The sequence below is a fragment of the Streptomyces sp. NPDC015144 genome (assembly GCF_043079735.1).
In the GTDB taxonomy this organism is placed as follows: Bacteria; Actinomycetota; Actinomycetes; order Streptomycetales; family Streptomycetaceae; genus Streptomyces.
Genome location: NZ_JBIBUU010000001.1, coordinates 913,290 through 930,271, shown reverse-complemented (window position 1 = coordinate 930,271; position 16,982 = coordinate 913,290). Strand labels below are relative to the sequence as shown.

Here is a 16,982-nt window from a genome sequence, read left to right as displayed (position 1 = left end):
ACCGACGGGGACGAAGGCGGACTGGCGACCGACGGGTTGTCAGGAGCACGGCAATCCTCCTACAGTCCTGTGGTGTCAACGGGTGGGAGCGCTCCCATTGTTGGCCGGCAGCCGGTCGCCGCAGAATCCGTATTCGTCCCATCCGGTCGCCCCATCCGGTCGCCCCTCCCAGGGAGGCCCCGCATGCGAGCGTCACCGCACTCCCCCACTCCCACGCGCAGCCCGCCCATCGCTCCTGTAGGCGTCGGCCCCTCGGCCCCGCCCCATCACCCGCCTCTGTACAGGGCGCGGACCACGGTCATGCTCGCCGCACCGCGCCTCCCGGTCCGCGTCGTCGACTCCTGCGGTGCGGCAGCCGGTCCCCCTCTGCGGCCGCGGCCCGGCTCCGGCAGCTTCACCTCCGGCAGGACCGACGGCCCTGGCCCGCACCGGCCACGACGATCCCAACCACCGCACTCGCCGGGGCCGGCGCCCTCCTGCCCCAAATACCCCGAGACGCCTCGACCGACGGCGACCGCAAGAGAGAAGCACAACCGGAAATCCATCCCACACAGGCACAGGAGACCTCATGGCCCGACGCAAAAAACTGTTCGCCTCCCTGGCGACGGTGTTCGCGACCCTGCTCAGCGGAATCGGCCTGACATTAATGGGCCAGGGCAACGCGCAGGCACACGGCGTCACGATGACACCGGGATCGCGTACCTACCTCTGCATGCTCGACGCCAGGACCGACACCGGAGCTCTGGACCCGACGAACCCGGCATGCAGGGCCGCGCTCGACGAGAGCGGCGCGACGGCGCTGTACAACTGGTTCGCCGTGCTCGACTCCAACGCGGGCGGACGAGGGGCGGGTTACGTCCCGGACGGAAAGCTGTGCAGTGCGGGTGACCGGTCACCGTACAACTTCACCGCCTACAACGCCCCACGCTCCGACTGGCCCCGGACGCACCTGACGTCCGGGAAGACGATTCAGGTCAAGCACAGCAACTGGGCAGCGCACCCGGGCTCCTTCCGGGTGTACCTGTCCAAGCCCGGCTACTCGCCCAGCACCGAGTTGGGCTGGGACGACCTGGAACTGATCCAGACCGTCACCGACCCGCCGCAGGCAGGTGGGCCCGGGACGGAGGGCGGCCACTACTACTGGGACCTGAACCTGCCCTCGGGCCGCTCGGGCGACGCGGTCATGTTCATCCAGTGGGTGCGCTCGGACAGCCAGGAGAACTTCTTCTCCTGCTCGGACATCGTCTTCGACGGCGGCAACGGCGAGGTGACCGGCATCCGCGGCTCGGGCGGCATTCCGAATCCGACGCCCACTCCGACCCCTACGGACCCGCACACCGGGTGCATGGCCTCCTACAGCGTGACCAACTCCTGGAACGGCGGCTTCCAGGGCTCCGTCGAGGTCATGAACCACGGGACGACGGCGCGTGAGGGCTGGGCCGTGCAGTGGAAACCCGGTCTGGACACCAAGGTCGGCAGTGTGTGGAACGGCGCGCTGACCACAGCACCGGATGGGACGCTCACGGTCAGGAACCTCGACCACAACCGCACCATCGAACCGGAAGGCAGTGTCACCTTCGGGTTCACGGCGACATCGACCGGCAACAACTTCCCGGTCGGCTCGATCGGCTGCGTAGCCCCGTAGCCGCTGATGCGCGCAGTGCCGGTTCCCGCAGTGGGCGGGAACCGGCCTCTGTCGTGCGTGACACTCGATCGCCGAGCCGATGAACAGCGTGGACGCCTCTCGCGCATGCCTCTGCCCGCTCCGAAACTTTTTCGGCAGCCGCGCACGACTACGCCACACGCCCCGGCATGCGGTGACCGATCCGCATCGCGCTCGACGCCGGGCGGGTAGCCTGCACAGCCGCCGAGAGCTCAGCAGTCCGCGCCGGTGCCGACGTGCCGGACCGGAGAGAACAGACCTCCGGCACCCGCACCGCCGCACCACTTCCTTGCTGCGGCCACAGGCCCCTCCGGTCGGCGTGACCTCGTGGATCCGCTGTTCGAAGGCCGACGCATGGCCGGCCGACCCACTGGTCGCGCAGCGCAGCCCCGGCCGAATCCACCGCTCGCCGGTCATCCGCACCCTCGCTCCGGCCCCGACTGCATGGCATCCGCCGACGGCCGTGCCAGGGTGAACCGTTCATCTCAGTCGGGTTCGAAACTTTCGGAACGAACGAGGAAATGTTTTCTGTCGATGGTATTGACGATGCATGCCATCCCCTCAATCATTCCTGTCTGGGCGGCCGACCGTACGGACACTCCGGTCCCCCGGTCTCGGGGAGCCCATGAACCGTCCCCGCCCATGCCGTGACCGCGGTGTGCGGTGATGCGGTGCTGCCCGGGCTCCGGGCCGTCCCGTCCGCCGACCGGGCGCGAATGGGGCTCTCCTTACCCGCCGTTCAGTGATTTCTAGCTTGGAGGCACAGTCATGGGCTCCTATCCCCTTCCCAGACCTCCTGTCCGCCTGAAGATCCGCAGCCTGCTGCTGACACTGGTCGTCGGTGTCCTCGGTGTGGTCACGACCCTGGTGGCCCCGCCGGTCTCGCACGCCGCCGAGAGCACGCTGGGCGGCGCGGCGGCACAGAGCGGCCGGTACTTCGGCGCCGCCATCGCCTCGGGCAAGCTGGGTGACTCGGCGTACACGACGATCGCCGGCCGCGAGTTCAACTCGGTGACGGCCGAGAACGAGATGAAGATCGACGCCACCGAACCGCAGCAGGGCCGGTTCGACTTCACCTCCGCCGACCGCGTCTACAACTGGGCGGTGCAGAACGGCAAGCAGGTACGCGGTCACACCCTGGCCTGGCATTCCCAGCAGCCCACCTGGATGCAGAACCTCAGTGGCAGCGCACTGCGCCAGGCGATGAATGACCACATCAACGGCGTGATGGCCCACTACAAGGGCAAGATAACCCAGTGGGACGTCGTGAACGAGGCATTCGCCGACGGCAGCTCGGGGGCCCGGCGGGACTCCAACCTCCAGCGCTCCGGAAACGACTGGATCGAGGTCGCCTTCCGCACCGCGCGCGCCGCCGACCCGGCGGCCAAGCTCTGCTACAACGACTACAACGTCGAGGACTGGACCTGGGCCAAGACCCAGGCCGTGTACGCCATGGTCCGGGACTTCAAGCAGCGCGGCGTGCCGATCGACTGCGTCGGCTTCCAGTCGCACTTCAACAGCGGCAGTCCCTACAACAGCAACTTCCGGACCACCCTCCAGAACTTCGCCGCCCTCGGCGTCGATGTGGCCATCACCGAACTCGACATCCAGGGCGCCCCCGCCTCGACGTTCGCCGCCGTGACCAACGACTGCCTGGCCGTCCCGCGCTGCCTCGGCATCACCGTCTGGGGCGTGCGCGACAGCGACTCCTGGCGATCGGAGCAGACACCGCTGCTGTTCAACAACGACGGCAGCAAGAAGTCCGCCTACACCTCCGTCCTCAACGCGCTCAACGGCGGCTCGTCCACACCGCCGTCCGGTTCCGGAGAGATCAGGGGTGTCGGTTCGGGCCGGTGCCTGGACGTGCCGAACTCCGGCACCGCCGATGGCACGCGGTTGCAGCTGTGGAGCTGCAACGGCAACACCAATCAACAGTGGGTTTCCACCGCCGCAGGGGAGCTCCAGGTCTACGGCAACAAGTGCCTGGATGCCGCCGGTACCGGCAACGGAGCCAAAGTCCAGATCTACAGCTGCTGGGGCGGCGACAACCAGAAATGGCGCCTCGACTCCAACGGCTCCATCATCGGCGTCCAGTCCGGCCTCTGCCTCGACGCCGTCGGCAACGGCACCGCCGATGGAACCCTGATCCAGCTCTACTCCTGCTCGAACAGCAGCAACCAACGCTGGACCCGCACCTGACGGGACCTGCAACCGACGAAAGGGCGAAACCGTGAGAGCCGGCAGTGCGGCTTCTCCCGCCCCTCCGGGAAGGCACCCTTGATGGCCCCGGGCCGCCGCCGCTACCGCGGCGGCGGCCCGGGCGATCGGCTGTCCTGCCCGCTCCGGATCCGGCGCCCGCCGGGGCCACGACGGGTGGACTCCGTACGACGCCCGTCATAGGTGCCGGTTCCCTCCCGCCGGGGCAGTAGACGGAGAGCTCTTCCGGCTCGAACGAAGCCAGTGCTCGGACCTCTCATCACCGCGAAGGACATAACGGGGCGGGGACGGCTGCCGCGCCCGCGTCGCTGCTCATGGACGGTCCAGCCTGCCGGAGGATTTCGACGTGCTGTCAACCCTGACGATCGTCAGGGGCCCACTTGACTTTCGGGTCGGGTGGAAACAGCGCTTCGGCTTCTACCGTCCGGGCCATGACATACACGCACAGGAATTCAAGGAGGACCGGCGCGACAGGCGGCGCTGCCGGGTCCAGGCCCGTCCTTGCCGCGGCCGTCCTCTGCGCGGGGGCCGGGGCGGTGGCGTGGCTGGCGCCGGAGCGGGGTGGTGGGGCGGGGCCGACGCAGGTATCGGCCGGGTGGTCGGCCGACGGCTACCGGCGGGTGGCGGAGGCCGTCGGCGATGCCCCGCAGGCGTTGGCCGCGCTGCTGAAGCCGGCCACCGAGGCCGGGTTGCTGGTGCTCGGGCTGCTGCTGGCGTTGTGCTGGTGGACGGCTCGGGCCCGACGGGCCGCCGGGGAAGTCGCGGGGGTGGCGCTGGTCGGGTTCGGCACAGTGCTGGCCTACGGGGCGAGCGAGTTGCTGAAGGTACTCCTCGACGAGGAGCGGCCATGCCGGGCACTGGTCGAGTTGCCGAGCACGGCGGTCGCCGGGTGTCCGCCGTCGGGTGACTGGTCGTTCCCCAGCAACCACGCCACTCTGGCGGTCGCGCTGGCGACCGGGCTGGTGCTGCTGCGCCCGCGCTGGGCCCTGTTGGTCGTACCCGTCGGCGGGGCCACAGCCGTGCTGCGGGTGGCGGCCGGGGTGCACTACCCCCACGACGTCCTCGCCGGCGCCGCGCTCGGCGCCACGGTCACGGCGGCTGCGGTCCTTGCTCTGCGGCCGGCGGCCACCACCGCCGTGTCGGCCCTGACCGGTGTACCGGGCCTCGGACGGCTGCTGTCGGCGCCACCGGCCCCGGGCGCGGAGGCTTCAGTCCCGCAGGCCGCCCACGCAGGTCTCGCCGAGGGCCAGCCCGGCCTCGTGGGCGAGGACGGCCGCGGCCGCCCGGTTGGCCACGCCCAGTCGCGCCAGGATGGAGCTCACATGGGCCTTCACCGTACCTTCCACCACTCCCAGTCGACGGGCGATCTGACCGTTGGACAGCCCGGCGGCGACCAGCGTCAGCACGTCCCGTTCGCGGGTGGTCAGGGCGGCCACCCGGCCCCGGGCGCCGGCACGCCGGTCGGCGGGGCCTCCGGCCCCGGTGGCGGCCAGGTGGGCGACCACCCGGGCGGCCACCTTGGGTGAGAGGTAGGCCGCCCCTCCGGCCACCGCGTGCACTCCGGCGAGCAGCTCCTCGGGCTCGCCGGACTTGATCAGGAATCCGTTCGCGCCACCGCTGAGCGCGCGCAGGATGTAGTCGTCCTCACCGAAGGTGGTCAGCATGAGTACTCCGCCGGCCAGCCCGCTGCGGCGGATCTCGGCGGCGGCCGTGATGCCGTCCGTCCCGGGCATCCGGATGTCCAGGACGGCGACGTCCGGCCGGTGGCGCCGGACCAGTTCGACGGCCTCCCGGCCGTCCCCGGTCTCGGCGACGATCTCGATACCCGGGTCGGTGGTGAGCACGGCGCGCAGTCCCGCTCGGATCATGGGTTCGTCATCGGCGAGCAGCACCCGGATCGGTGCGGTGGTCATCGGCGGCTCCTGTCGGTCGCTCGGTGTGGAGGTGGTGAGGGAAGGGAGGTGGTGAGGGGAGGGGGGAGGGGCGGCGGGCGTCAGGAGCGGAGCACCTCCCGTGAGACCAGCCGGGAGTCCTGGAAGCAGAGCCGGTAGGCATCGCCCGCCCGGTCCACGAACAGTTCGGCGGTGATGGCGTAGTACGTGCAGTAGACCCCTTCCCCGGACGGCGGCGCGGGCGTCGACGCCCCGCTCGACGGGTGGTACGGCAGCCGGTGGCCCGGCAGCAGCCGCTCGACCGAAGCCTGGTCCTGCCCCACCTGGAGGGTGGCGTAGACCTCCGGGTCCAGCACCGACAGGCTGACCACATAGACCGTCCACACGCGCAGCGCCACGGTCAGCAGCGCGGCCGTCGCCATCGGGACGAGCACCACGCCGGCCAGCGTCCGGCCGACCCTGCGCCGGGCCCGTCGCAGTTCGCGCACCGGCGACGGCGGGGCGGCGGGCGGGACGGGCCCGGTGGCCCGGCGCGGCAGCGCGGCCACGACCTCGAACCCGCCGTCCGGGCGGACGCCGTGGGCGAAGGTGCCGCCCGCGAGCCGGACGCGCTCGGTCAGCCCGACAAGACCGCGCCCACCACCGGCTCGAACTGGAGAGGGCGGGGCGGAGGCAGGGGTGGGAGTCGCGCCACGCGGGGTTGGCGCGGGCGCCGCCGACGCCGGTGCGGGGGCGGCGGGCGTGGGCGCGGGGCCGTTGGCCACCCGGATGCGGGCGCCGTCGGCCGAGTACGCCACCTCCACGACGACGGCCGATCGCGGCGCGTGCTTGGCCGCGTTGGTCAGCGCCTCCTGCACCACCCGGTACGCGGCGTGCTCCGTGGCGCGCGAGAACCCGTCCGGGGCGCCGGTGATCTCCGAGCGGACGTCAAGACCGGCGGCGGCCGCGTCCGCCACCAGATGCGGGATGTCCGAGTCGGCCGGTCCCCGGACCGCAGGCGCGCCGACGTCGCTCTCGTCCCCGTCGCGCAGGATGCCGATCACCTCGCCGAGCCGCTCCACGGCGGCGGCCGCACCCGCCCGGATCTCCTGGACGGCGTCCCGATGGGGCGGGGCGAGACCGGGGGCAAGCTTGAGCGCCCCGGCGCGCAGGGCGATCAGACTGAGGTCGTGTCCAAGAGCGTCGTGCATGTCCTGGGCGATCCTGGCCCGTTCCCGCAGCCGGGCCTGCTCGGCGACCAACTGCTGCTCGCGTTCCAGTCGCTCGGCGCGCTCCCACCCGGCGCGCACCAGCTCCTGTGACTGCCGCCAGAACCGGCCCAGCAGCCACGGCCCCATCCCGGTGCTCACGGCAAGCACGACGAACCGCAGGCCCAGCACGAGCCAGGAGGGCACCAAGCCGACCACCAGCACCCCGGCCGCCACCAGGACGGCGAAGACCACCGCCGCCGGCCGCACCCGCTCCGTCCGCAGCCCGGCCAGAAAGGAGAAACCGATCGCCGGCAGCGCCCACCAGAGGCTCGTGACACCGAGCCCCACACACACCGACGCCACCACGGGCAGCGCCGCCCCACTCATCCTCATGCCCACGACCCTACGAGGACCGCCGCCTCAGCGGATCTGTCGAAAGTCATGTCCGAAACCGCCCGGGGCCCGGAAACGCGTCCGGGGCGGTCGTCGTCCGGCTGATGTGGAGCTTCCGTAGCGGTCGTCCCAGGTCATTGACCATGGCCGGCGCCATGCAGGACAGCACTGACACCCGGGACACGGCTTTGAGGAACAGCGGTACAGCGGTACAGCGGTACAGCGACTGGTGGGCTCGCATGTTGATGTGTCGTGTATTCGCTGGGCATCCATGACTTCGGTCACGGCGAGTAGCTGGTTCAGGGTGGTTTTCCGCGAGCCAGGCTGGGACGATGCGGGCATGGCGAGCGATCTGGCGGAGCCGTCGGCTTCGGAGTTGGCTGAGGGCATGCGCGCTGCGCTCAGGCATGCTCGGTGGGACCCGGACGGTGATCCGGCGGTCGCCGTTGATGTGCTGGGCGCCTTGGTCGAAGGCGTATGTGGTCCGATCGATTCAGTGGCGGCCGGGCAGATCGTTTTCGACTCGGAGGCGATGGGAACGGCGTACCTGTTCTGTGCTTCGATGAACAAGGCCCTTGACCGGAATCACCCGGCCCAGCCGCCTGCTCACCGGGGCTTGTCGATTACGGAGCATCTCGCCTTCGTGCAGCCCCTGCTGCCAGGATTTCATCGGCGGCAGCAGGAGGTACTACAGCTTCTGGACCGGGAGTTTCCGCCAGACGACTGATCTCGCGAGTGTGTGGAGCGGCGAACCGAACTCAGGCGCGATCACCGTGTGTGGTCGCCGGGAGCGTATCGACTCCAGGTTCCTCCAGCTTCGGTGACCAGGCGGGTGGCTGTTTTGTCGTGGTAACCCAGCGCCTTGGCGATGACGGGAGCCGGGGCTTGAAGGACGAGCTGCCGGATGGCGGAGGTCCTGCCGCGCTGCGGCGGGACGCCGATCTCACGCAAGTGCACTTGAAGGCTGACCGGGTTCATCGGCTGGCCGGGCTGGCGTCCGGGGAAGAGCCACTGTGCGCTCCTGCTGCTGGCATAGGGCAGATGCTGGCAGGACTGGACGTATGCCCGCATGAGGTCAGCGACGGGCTCTGGAAGTGGGGAAGGCGGGTCTCCCAGCCGGACGGTGACCATGGTCCCGTCGTCGATGACGTCGTTGGCAGTGAGGCGGACGATGCGGGTGACGGGTTGCGCGTAGAGGAGAACGAGTGCGGCAGCGATCCGGGCCCGTAGGGGCAGGGAGTCGTCATTGAGGACCCGCCGGAGAACGGCGAGTCGGTGGTGCTGGTGCAGCGGCGCTGGGTCCTGGTTGACGACCTGGGGTGGCAGGGCGAGGCGGGGCATCCGATTCGTCTTCATGCACCAGCGCAGGAACGTCTGGGCCGGGCGCCGGGTGGCCAGCTTCTCCGTGTGCCAGGCGTCGAGGTCAGCCTGCTGGCAGTGTTCGATGGTGCGGCCTCGGTCGGCAAGCTGAGCGAGGAAGGCACCGGCCTGAGTGATCTCCTGTTTTGTCTGGTTGGTCTGGGAGCGTCCCAGCGGTCGCTTCTCCGCCTTGCTCCGCAGGCCTCGCATCTGGTGCCATGTGGCAAAGTGCTGAAGAAGCCGCCGGTGTTCGAGGTTCTCGATGGTGGCGAGCCGCTCGGCCAGCCAGCGCTGATAGAGCAGAAGCTGCCGGTCTACGAGTGGCAGGACACCGCTGTCCATCAGCAGGTCACGCAGGTGGACGACGGTTCGCCAGGGTGTTTCCTGGTGCAGCCCGTCGTGGGTGAGCGGGATGCTGCCGGAGGCCAGGCCCCGGAGGAGACGGACGACATTGGGGTTGCGGAGCCAGATCAGGCGGCTCTTGGGCCGGTCCATCTCCAGCAGGGAGGTGACCAGTGGTTGCAGCGAGGCGGCAACGTGGCCTGTGCCGTCGTCGAGGAGTCGGCCGAGGGTATCGGCGAGAGTGCAGCGTTCGCAGAGGCGTCCGCCGAGGAGCAACCCTTCGAAGCCGCAGCGGTCGCAGAAGAAGTTGCGGAGGATGCACGCGCAGTCGCGGCAGATCGGCGTGCCGGTCGCGTCCCGGCCTGGCAGGAGCCGGTCGGCTAGGCAGCCGGGACAGCAGCCGCGGACACGCATGGCCCGGTCGTAACAGGTCCGGCAGATCGGGCCGTCTGACCACTCGGCGGACTTCGCCGCCCGCCGGCCGCAGCGTGCGCAGTTACGGACGTGCCACCGCTCGTACTCCTCCGGCGTCACGGCTCACCCTTCCGGCGTCAGCCGGACCCGCGTAGGCCGGCGGGCCGCCAGGTTGATCGGCGCCTCTTCGCCGGCTGTTCGGCGGGCCGGGAGGTTCTGGGCCGAGGTTGTGATCAGGTCGGTGGGCGTGCAGTCGAGGATGTCGCAGAGGGTGGCCAGCACCGGCAGGGACAGTCGTTCCGGGGTGCCGGAAACCAGGCGGTGGACTTGAGAGGAGGACAGTGTGATGCCGCGTTCGGTCAGGTGCGGCATGAGCTCGGCGACGGTGAACATGCCGCGGGCGGCCATCAGCTCGCGCAGGCGCCATCGGTAGCTGATCTGGCGTGGCATCAGGAGGTCCTTCCGGGCCGCAGAGCGGCGTCGACGGTGGCGTCCAGGACGCGTCGCAGGGAGCGGGTGCGGAAGTCGGAGGAGACGCAGGTGTAGATCGCGGTGGTGGAGGCGTGGTCGTGGCCGACCTGCTGTTGGACGAACAGCGGGTCGTGGCCGTCCTCGATCAGGTGGGTGATGTAGGACCTGCGTAGCGAGTGGAACTCCAGGGCGGGGTCCAGGCCGACGGCGTCCCGGTAGGCGGCGAAGCGGGAGTCCAGCCGCTGGAGCCCGATTCGCGGGCCTCGCTCGGAGGGCCAGAGGGCCCGGCTGGTCGAGTGCCGCATCCCGGGCCGGACCTCGCTGATCCATTCCTCGATCGTGCAGGGAGTCCAGTGCCAGACGGTCAGCACGCTGCGGCGTTTGGGCGGCGAGCCCTTCTTGGCCTTGCCGTAACGGACCAGCAGGGTTCCGTACTCGTCGAACTCCCGGCCTTCTGGGTTGCGGCCGAAGTCGGTGAGGTCGAGCATCCGGGTCTCGTTGCGGCGCAGGCCGTAGGCGTACGCGACCTTGAACAGGGTGGCGTCCCGGAAGGCCGGCAGCCAGCCCTTGCGGCCCTTGCCGCGGACGCGCAGGACCTCCTCGTCGGCGTGGTCGAAGAACGCTTCCAGCTCGGGCCTGGTGAACGCTCGGCGTTCCGGCTCGCCCTCGGCCTCGTCGGCGTGTGTCGCGGCGTTCCAGTCGTAGACCACCTGGACGGGGTGGGTCCCGAAGTGCCGTAGGCATTCGTCGCTCCAGCCGTAGGCGGGGTTGGTCAGGAAGTCGCAGAACTGGCGTACGGAACCCTGGTAGTTGCGCAGGGTGGAGCGGACGCAGCCATGCACGGTCCGCAGATCGGCCGACCATTCGTCGACATGCTGCGGCGTCCACTGCCACGGCATAGCGTCGGCATGTCGGGTGAGGGCCCGGACCGTGCGTTCCTGATCGTTGACGTATCCCGGCGAGAGATTCCGGGCGAGCTGCTGGTTGCGCCAGCCCTTGATCATCGCCTCGAAGACTTGCTCGTCCGGCCGCAGCAGCGGCAGACCGTCGATCAGGTGCAGCCGAGCAGAACCTGGAACGAGACCGTCCCGACTCATCTGCCATCACTCTCCGTCTATCGCATCTGACGCGAGAATTTCGCATCAGATGCGACTCGGGGGCGTCTTCGCAGTTCAATCGCTCGATGGAGTGAGGTTCGCGGACACTCGGCGCCGCAACCGCTACCGTGCTTTCGAGGCCAACGTCCCTGGTGGGGTGGTTTCCGCGCGGTCCTGGACCCGCCTCCAGGACGGGTGTCGCGTATTCGCATCCGATGCAATTGGCGTCAGTAGGTACAGCGGTACAGCGGTACAGCGGTCAACGCTAAGCCGGTGATCTTGGGATCGGGGCAGGTCGTGGGCGGGACTACCGCAGCTCGGCGTTCGGGTGGGGCTGGGCCTGGAGCCGTTCGCGGAGGTCGATCTCCTCGAGGGTGAGCGGGTCCTCGGGCCGGCGGATGCGTACGGGCGTGGGCCGCAGCGGCAGGGCGTCGTCGGCCGCGGCTTCCTCGGCTTCCGCGAGCGCCCGGTAGAGCGAGGCGATCGACGGAGACTTGCCCGCGTTCTTCCCGGTCTTGATGGTCAGCTTCTTCGCGATCTCGGGGACGGGGACGCCCTTGTCCTTGAGCGCGACGGCGAAGGTGAGCATGTCGTCGTCGATGACCTTCGGGCGTCCGCCGTGGTTGCCCTTGGACGCGGCGATGACTTGGCCTTCGAGGGTCGTCTCCCGGATGTAGTTACGCTCGATCTGCCCGGCCACGGCCAGGACAGCGAAGAACGTGGCTCCCATGCCGTTGGGGTCGTAGATCCCGGTGAGCGGGCCGGTGAGGAGTTCGAGCTGGATGCCGCCGGCCTGGAGCTCGGCGGACAGCGTCATCAGCTCGGCCGCGTTGCGCGCGAGGCGCTTGAGCTCGTGGACGGTGAGGATGACGGACGTCTCGGGGGCGGCCTCCTGAACTGGTGGGCTAGGGCGAGCGCCTTCTCCAGCTCGGGCCGGATCTTCACCCGGGTGCCGATCTGCTCCTGGAAGACCTTGTGGCATTGGGCGCGGTGGAGGGCTTCGAGCTGGCTCGCCAGCTCCTGCCGGGCGGTCGACGTCCTGGCGTACCCGATGCGGACCGGGCGCTCGGTGCGGGGTGCGGGCACGACGGCGAGCTCCGGGCCCCGCTTCCTCGCGCGGCCGGGGTGGCGGTCGGCGGGGACGAGGACTTCGAGTTCCTCGCGGAGCGCGGGGACGAGGACGAAGCGGGGGGTGTGGTACTTCGCGGCGGTCTTCCCGCCGCGGGGGCGGCAGGCGGAGCCGGCGGGAGCGTCACAGTTCGGGCAGTCGTGCCGTTCTACCGCCACTGCGGCCCGATCGGGCGTGAGATCCATCCGGAAAGTCTCTCAGAAGTGCCTCGCACAACGTGCGGGTTTCGAGAGGACTTTTGCGAACGGCGACCTGCAGAAAGGTGATCGCTGCGGGGCTCTCGCAGAACTCTCACAGATGAACATTTGTGAGAGTGGCCCCAAGTTCGCACGGTGGATGGCACCGCTTTTGATGCCCCTTCGCACGCTTCGTTGTCGCTGCGCTCACTCGTCCTCCGCGTCTGCACTGGCTTCCCAAGCGGCAGTGACACACCCCTCCTCCCAGTGCCACCAACCCTTCGCCTCGCCATGTTCGAGCAGCTTGCGGATCCGCTGAATGTCCGCTTCCGGCGGGACGTCGAGCGCGACCATCCGGAACTGCTGGATGCCCTCGCCGGTGGTGCCGAGCCGGTGGAAGGTCTCCAGTACGGTCTGCCGGGCTGCCTCAGAGCCACCGTCCTTCAGCACGATCAACCGGATGGTGCAGTTCTCGGAGGGGTGAACGGTCTCCCCGGCCCAGCGCAAGCCGTCGTCGTCAACGTCCACGCGGACGACATCGCCGCTCGCGATGCCGCGGACGAACCATGGGGTGTTGTCGAGACGCACCGTTCCGTCGCCGAGCTCCACTGCCCAGAGGCTCTCGACGCTTGCGGGCGGCCAGCCGTCCTCGTCAATCTCCATCCGGAAGTGGACCTTCACATGGGCGTCGCTGATGTTCGTCACCGCGCCATCATCCACGCGGCCCGGAGGGGACTGATCTGCGGGGCTGAAGGCAGCGCGCCTCTGCGCTCCGACGCCCTGCCGGTCTCGGTCTTCTGGACCGGCAGGGCGGTTCGTTGTCGGTCAGTCCCGGCGGGCACCCTGGACGATCGGGTCGATGACGGCTGCGGCCCGCTCCGAGTCTTCCTTCAGCCACCTGCCGAGGTGGTCCTGTACGGCTTGTCCGACACAGTCGCGCACTTCGGAGTTGCCCAGCACGCCGCGCGTGGCGCCCTCGAACTCGGGACGGTCCAGTTTCACCGACACGACCGCCGTCAGGCCCTCGTGGATCCGATCGGCGCCAATGTCGGGGTCGATGGGTGTCAGCAGCACGTGCTCCCGCGCGTACGCGGTGACCGCAGCCGCCATCCCGTCGCGGAATCCCACCACGTGCGTACCGCCGACGGTGGGCCAGCTGTTGGCGAAGCTCTGCACCCGCTCGTCAGGGCAGCTGCACCAGCGGAAGGCCACATCCATCACCCCTGCCATTCGAGGGTCCTCGCGCTCGAAGGCGATGGTGTCCATGAGGGCGGACGCCGCTGTGTGGCCGTCGAGGTAGTTGACGAAGTCCCGCGTTCCGCCCGGGAAGTGGAGCCGCACCGAACGGGGCTCATCTGGGCTGCGCAGGTCGGTCAGCGATATGTCCAGGCCCTGGTTCAGGAAGGCCAGTTCTCTGAACCGCTCCTCCAGTCCATCGAACGAGAACTCCGTGGCTCCGAAGATGTCGGCGTCGGGCCAGAAGGTGATGGTGGTTCCGCTTCCGGTCGCCGTCCCCACCTTGGTGAGCGGGGTGGCGGCCACGCCGCGCGCGTACTCCTGGACCCATCGGACTCCCTCGCGGCGCACCTCGGCCGTCATCCGGCGCGACAGGGCATTGACGACGCAGGGCCCCACTCCACAGAAGCCGATCGTCACGTCGTAGCGGCCTCCGGTACCCGCTCCGGCCTGCATTTGGGTGAGCAGGGCTTCGAGCCCGGGACCGTCGGCGCCCTCCGTCTCGTCGGTGGGAACGCCCGGCCCATCGTCGGCGACACACACGCCCCCGTCGGGTGTCAGGGTGATGTCGACGGAGGAGGCACGGCCGACCAGAACCTCGTTCACCGCCCGGTCCCCGGCCTCGAACACCATCTGACGCAGGCCGCGTTCACTCGTCGAGCCGACGTACATCCCGGGCCGCTTCCGGACAGCTTCCCACCCCTGCAACACCTGGATATGGCTGGCGTCGTACCTGGTGTCTTCCTCGCTCACGATGTCCCCTCCGATGATGTCGAGCAGAACCTCCCAGGCTAGATAGATCTCAGGAAAACACCAGGTCAGAGCCGTTTCTCAGATGCCGCAGGCGGACGCGTGAGCGACTGTCTGGATGCAGTCGACCAGAGGTCGTGAACCGGCGCCGGAGTGCCGCCGCGGTCCCATCGAGGGCGTGGACGGCACCCTTACCAGCGACTCCCGAGGCCCCAGTTTCGACTCCGGAAGGATTCCCCTGGCCGGCCCTCACCCCGGGCAACAATGCTGCTTCCGGGGAGCCGCCAAGGTCTCGTCTACTCCTCGTCGTCCTCGTCAAGCCCGGCGACATCCGGGTCGCGCAGCGGCCGCAGGCCGCCACCGGCCGGGGGCGAGGCGGTGAAGCTGTAGCGGCCGCGCACGTTGAGGTTGCGGTGCTTGAGCGGGGAGAGCCGGGCGATGTCCTCGTCCCGGATCTCGTGGCCCTCGGCGCGTAGCTTGGCAACGGCGGCGTCAATGTACCGCGTCGTCCAGAGCACGATGGCGTTGAGGACCATGCCGAGCGCGCCGAGCTGGTCTTATCCGAACTAGAGCGTGTCTCCTTGATCTGCTCGTTGGTTGGTCGGGTGTGTCTGTCCGGTGGGTGATCACTGATGCGATGTGGGGCCGGATCGAGCCGTTGATGCCGGCAGATCCGGTCCGTGGTCGGCGATGGGCCGACCATCGTCGAACCCTTGAGGCCATCGCGTGGAAGTACCGCACCGGCTCGCCCTGGCGGGACCTGCCCGACGAGCTCGGCTCATTCCAGACCGCTCACAAACGGCTGATCAGGTGGGCCGTGGACGGCACCTGGGAACGCATCCTCGCCGCGCTCCTGGCAGCGGCCGATGGTGCTGACGACATCGGTTGGACCGTGTCGGTGGACTCCACCGTCTGCCGGGCTCACCAGCATGCTGCCGGAGCCAGGAAAAAGGGGCTCCGGATCAGGCTGAGCCCGATGACCACGCGCTCGGACGTTCCCGCGGCGGCCTGAGCACGAAGGTCCACCTCGCCAGCGACAGCCACGCACGACCCTTGACCCTCCGCGTCACCGCAGGCCAAGCGGGCGACGCCCCGGCCTTCGAGACCGTCATGGCCAACATCCGTGTTCCGCGAAGCGGACCCGGAAGGCCAAGGACCCGCCCGGACGTCGTCCTGGCCGACCGCGCGTATTCATCCCGCGCGATCCGTGAGCATCTCCGGCGGCGAGGGATCCGTGCCATGATCCCGCAGCCCGCCGACCAGGTCGGACACCGACTGCGGCGAGGTCGCGCCGGTGGTCGCCCGCCCGGCTTCGACGCCGAGGCATACAAACAGCGCAATGCCGTCGAACGATGCATCAATCGCCTCAAGCAGTGGCGGGGTCTGGCCATGCGAACCGACAAGCTCGCCATCGCCTACCAGGCCGCACTGCACCTCGCTGCGATTCTCATGTGGACACGGCCTTGACCGAGGGTCAGAGCTTAGGACAGCGGCCGACCGCCAAGGCCGGTCCGTCTGACGCCGCGGGGTGAGAACGTCATCGGTCCTATCCAGCCCTGGCGGACGAGGGCGATCTGAGAGGGTAGCGGTGACACTGGGTCGAGTGCCCTCCCGCGCGCCCAGTTCTTGAACAGCCCCTCGGTCGTCTCGACGGCGGACACCACCATGGTCACCTTCAGGTCCCCGTCGCTCCAGGTGTTCCACAGTGCCCAGCCCTCCGGCCTGGGTTCGACGCCGATCCGTGCACACACCTCCTCGTATGCTTCCTCCGCGCCAGCCGGCATGGCCCCGGGCTTCAACACCGAGGCTCCGGCGAGGCGGACCAGGGGCCGGTCCTCCTCCAGGCAGCCATCGCCTTCGAAGTGGTAGTGGCGCAGAGCCCGAGCAAGCACGTTCACGCTGCGCTGGAGTGGTGTCGCCTCTTCCGGGTCTGTCTGCAACGAGAGCCATCCTTCGTTGGATGCCTCCACACTGACGCGGTTGGCGAGGCGCTCGATCTCCCGGAGATAGTCCAGGTCACTGAGCTCGGGTGAGGTCATGGCCCGAAGTTTCGCACCATGCCGCCGACGCTGACACAGGTTATCGATCCAGCCCGCAGTACCGTGCGCACCGCACTTCCAAGAGACAGGTCCTAGCGCAGTGTGGCGGTGGGCTCGTCTTGGCACCGTCGTCGTCACGGAAAGTACCTCTCGAAAAGTAAGGTGGATCGGCGCTTTTGGGCGTGTCGCGGGCGTCAGGACGCTCCCAGACCAGCCAGACGAAACAGGAGATCACTCAGGCCGGCGCCTTCCTGCCAGCAGGCCGACCTCGACGCCTGGCACACCGAGAAGCTGGCCACCCGGCGCCCGGCCCAGACGTTCCTGCGCTGGTGCATGAAGACGAACCGGATGTCTCGCCTCACTCTGCCACCCCAGCCCATCAGCCAGGACCAAGCGCCACTGCACCAGCACCGACGACTCGCCATTCTCCGGCGGGCCCTCAACGACGACTCCCTGCCCCTGCGAGCCCGGGTCGCCGCCGCGCTGGTTCTCCTCTACGCGCAACCCGTCACCCGCATCGTCCGCCTCACGGTCGACGACGTCCTCGACGACGGGGCTACCGTCGCCGTGCGGCTGGGAGAACCGCCGTCCCCGCTGCCGGAGCCCGTCGCCGA

At 69.2% G+C, this 16,982-nt stretch carries 15 protein-coding genes and 2 pseudogenes; 5 read left to right on the top strand and 12 right to left on the bottom strand.

The window, feature by feature from the left end:
• Positions 1-568 precede the first annotated feature (568 nt).
• Together ACF08W_RS03865 and ACF08W_RS03860 are read left to right on the top strand one after the other, a co-directional pair.
• A complete protein-coding gene (locus ACF08W_RS03865) occupies positions 569-1,645 on the top strand; it encodes a lytic polysaccharide monooxygenase (RefSeq protein ID WP_392278303.1) in 1,077 nt (358 codons plus the stop codon).
• Between the two features lie 786 nt (positions 1,646-2,431).
• The gene (locus tag ACF08W_RS03860) at positions 2,432-3,862 is read left to right on the top strand and encodes an endo-1,4-beta-xylanase (RefSeq protein WP_392278302.1); all 1,431 of its coding nucleotides are present in this window, start codon (positions 2,432-2,434) and stop codon (positions 3,860-3,862) included.
• 628 nt (positions 3,863-4,490) lie between these two features.
• Here ACF08W_RS03860 and ACF08W_RS03855 read toward each other — a convergent pair.
• Complete coding sequence (locus tag ACF08W_RS03855; RefSeq protein WP_385216088.1) at positions 4,491-4,670, bottom strand: hypothetical protein; 180 nt, start codon at positions 4,668-4,670, stop codon at positions 4,491-4,493.
• On the opposite strand from ACF08W_RS03855, the pseudogene ACF08W_RS03850 reads away from it, so the two are divergent.
• Positions 4,648-4,929, top strand: a pseudogene (locus ACF08W_RS03850) (phosphatase PAP2 family protein); the annotation flags it as partial. The gene ACF08W_RS03855 and the pseudogene ACF08W_RS03850 sit on opposite strands and share 23 nt — an antisense overlap.
• Positions 4,930-5,088: 159 nt before the next feature.
• Here the strand turns inward: ACF08W_RS03850 and ACF08W_RS03845 are convergent.
• Both ACF08W_RS03845 and ACF08W_RS03840 read right to left on the bottom strand, forming a co-directional pair.
• Positions 5,089-5,793 carry a response regulator gene (locus ACF08W_RS03845; RefSeq protein ID WP_385215984.1) on the bottom strand — a complete coding sequence of 235 codons (705 nt, stop codon included), beginning with the start codon at positions 5,791-5,793 and terminating at the stop codon, positions 5,089-5,091.
• 80 nt (positions 5,794-5,873) lie between these two features.
• Positions 5,874-7,355 (bottom strand): sensor histidine kinase, encoded by a 1,482-nt coding sequence (locus ACF08W_RS03840; protein ID WP_392278301.1) that lies wholly within the window; start codon positions 7,353-7,355, stop codon positions 5,874-5,876.
• Positions 7,356-7,695: 340 nt separating this feature from the next.
• Between ACF08W_RS03840 and ACF08W_RS03835 the strand changes: the two genes are divergently transcribed.
• The gene (locus ACF08W_RS03835) at positions 7,696-8,082 is read left to right on the top strand and encodes a hypothetical protein (RefSeq protein ID WP_392278300.1); all 387 of its coding nucleotides are present in this window, start codon (positions 7,696-7,698) and stop codon (positions 8,080-8,082) included.
• Between the two features lie 41 nt (positions 8,083-8,123).
• On the opposite strand, the gene ACF08W_RS03830 is transcribed toward ACF08W_RS03835, so the two are convergent.
• The 8 genes and pseudogenes from ACF08W_RS03830 to ACF08W_RS03795 all read right to left on the bottom strand — a co-directional run.
• The gene (locus ACF08W_RS03830; protein ID WP_392278299.1) at positions 8,124-9,590 is read right to left on the bottom strand and encodes a hypothetical protein; all 1,467 of its coding nucleotides are present in this window, start codon (positions 9,588-9,590) and stop codon (positions 8,124-8,126) included.
• A 3-nt stretch (positions 9,591-9,593) separates the two neighbouring features.
• Complete coding sequence (locus tag ACF08W_RS03825; RefSeq protein WP_392278298.1) at positions 9,594-9,920, bottom strand: helix-turn-helix domain-containing protein; 327 nt, start codon at positions 9,918-9,920, stop codon at positions 9,594-9,596.
• On the bottom strand, positions 9,920-11,038 hold the full coding sequence (locus ACF08W_RS03820; protein ID WP_392278297.1) for a tyrosine-type recombinase/integrase: 1,119 nt from the start codon (positions 11,036-11,038) through the stop codon (positions 9,920-9,922). Before ACF08W_RS03820 ends, ACF08W_RS03825 begins: the two co-directional genes overlap by 1 nt.
• A gap of 307 nt (positions 11,039-11,345) precedes the next feature.
• The gene (locus tag ACF08W_RS03815) at positions 11,346-11,855 is read right to left on the bottom strand and encodes a hypothetical protein (protein ID WP_392278296.1); all 510 of its coding nucleotides are present in this window, start codon (positions 11,853-11,855) and stop codon (positions 11,346-11,348) included.
• The gene (locus ACF08W_RS03810) at positions 11,855-12,352 is read right to left on the bottom strand and encodes a recombinase family protein (protein ID WP_392278295.1); all 498 of its coding nucleotides are present in this window, start codon (positions 12,350-12,352) and stop codon (positions 11,855-11,857) included. Before ACF08W_RS03810 ends, ACF08W_RS03815 begins: the two co-directional genes overlap by 1 nt.
• A gap of 198 nt (positions 12,353-12,550) precedes the next feature.
• Positions 12,551-13,048 carry a DUF4265 domain-containing protein gene (locus ACF08W_RS03805; RefSeq protein ID WP_392278294.1) on the bottom strand — a complete coding sequence of 166 codons (498 nt, stop codon included), beginning with the start codon at positions 13,046-13,048 and terminating at the stop codon, positions 12,551-12,553.
• Positions 13,049-13,168: 120 nt separating this feature from the next.
• Entirely contained in the window at positions 13,169-14,332 is a 1,164-nt protein-coding gene (locus ACF08W_RS03800) for an ATP-binding protein (protein WP_392278293.1), read from the bottom strand.
• A gap of 293 nt (positions 14,333-14,625) precedes the next feature.
• Positions 14,626-14,886: pseudogene (locus tag ACF08W_RS03795) on the bottom strand (Tn3 family transposase); the annotation flags it as partial.
• Between the two features lie 50 nt (positions 14,887-14,936).
• Here ACF08W_RS03795 and ACF08W_RS03790 point away from each other — a divergent pair.
• Positions 14,937-15,796, top strand: a protein-coding gene (locus ACF08W_RS03790) for an IS5 family transposase (RefSeq protein ID WP_392278292.1) whose coding sequence is annotated in 2 segments (ribosomal slippage) — positions 14,937-15,279 and positions 15,279-15,796 — 861 coding nt in all. Because the reading frame shifts where the segments join, the coding sequence is not laid out codon by codon here.
• A gap of 14 nt (positions 15,797-15,810) precedes the next feature.
• On the opposite strand, the gene ACF08W_RS03785 is transcribed toward ACF08W_RS03790, so the two are convergent.
• On the bottom strand, positions 15,811-16,368 hold the full coding sequence (locus ACF08W_RS03785) for a hypothetical protein (protein ID WP_392278291.1): 558 nt from the start codon (positions 16,366-16,368) through the stop codon (positions 15,811-15,813).
• Positions 16,369-16,982 lie beyond the last annotated feature (614 nt).

What these genes read in the sequence shown, in the direction of transcription:
- ACF08W_RS03865 (WP_392278303.1), top strand. Translation starts at nt 569, where the DNA reads ATGGCCCGACGCAAAAAACTGTTCGCCTCCCTGGCGACGGTGTTCGCG.
- ACF08W_RS03860 (WP_392278302.1), top strand. Translation starts at nt 2,432, where the DNA reads ATGGGCTCCTATCCCCTTCCCAGACCTCCTGTCCGCCTGAAGATCCGC.
- ACF08W_RS03845 (WP_385215984.1), bottom strand. Translation starts at nt 5,793, where the DNA reads ATGACCACCGCACCGATCCGGGTGCTGCTCGCCGATGACGAACCCATG.
- ACF08W_RS03840 (WP_392278301.1), bottom strand. Translation starts at nt 7,355, where the DNA reads ATGAGGATGAGTGGGGCGGCGCTGCCCGTGGTGGCGTCGGTGTGTGTG.
- ACF08W_RS03835 (WP_392278300.1), top strand. Translation starts at nt 7,696, where the DNA reads ATGGCGAGCGATCTGGCGGAGCCGTCGGCTTCGGAGTTGGCTGAGGGC.
- ACF08W_RS03825 (WP_392278298.1), bottom strand. Translation starts at nt 9,920, where the DNA reads ATGCCACGCCAGATCAGCTACCGATGGCGCCTGCGCGAGCTGATGGCC.
- ACF08W_RS03820 (WP_392278297.1), bottom strand. Translation starts at nt 11,038, where the DNA reads ATGAGTCGGGACGGTCTCGTTCCAGGTTCTGCTCGGCTGCACCTGATC.
- ACF08W_RS03815 (WP_392278296.1), bottom strand. Translation starts at nt 11,855, where the DNA reads ATGACGCTGTCCGCCGAGCTCCAGGCCGGCGGCATCCAGCTCGAACTC.
- ACF08W_RS03810 (WP_392278295.1), bottom strand. Translation starts at nt 12,352, where the DNA reads ATGGATCTCACGCCCGATCGGGCCGCAGTGGCGGTAGAACGGCACGAC.
- ACF08W_RS03785 (WP_392278291.1), bottom strand. Translation starts at nt 16,368, where the DNA reads ATGACCTCACCCGAGCTCAGTGACCTGGACTATCTCCGGGAGATCGAG.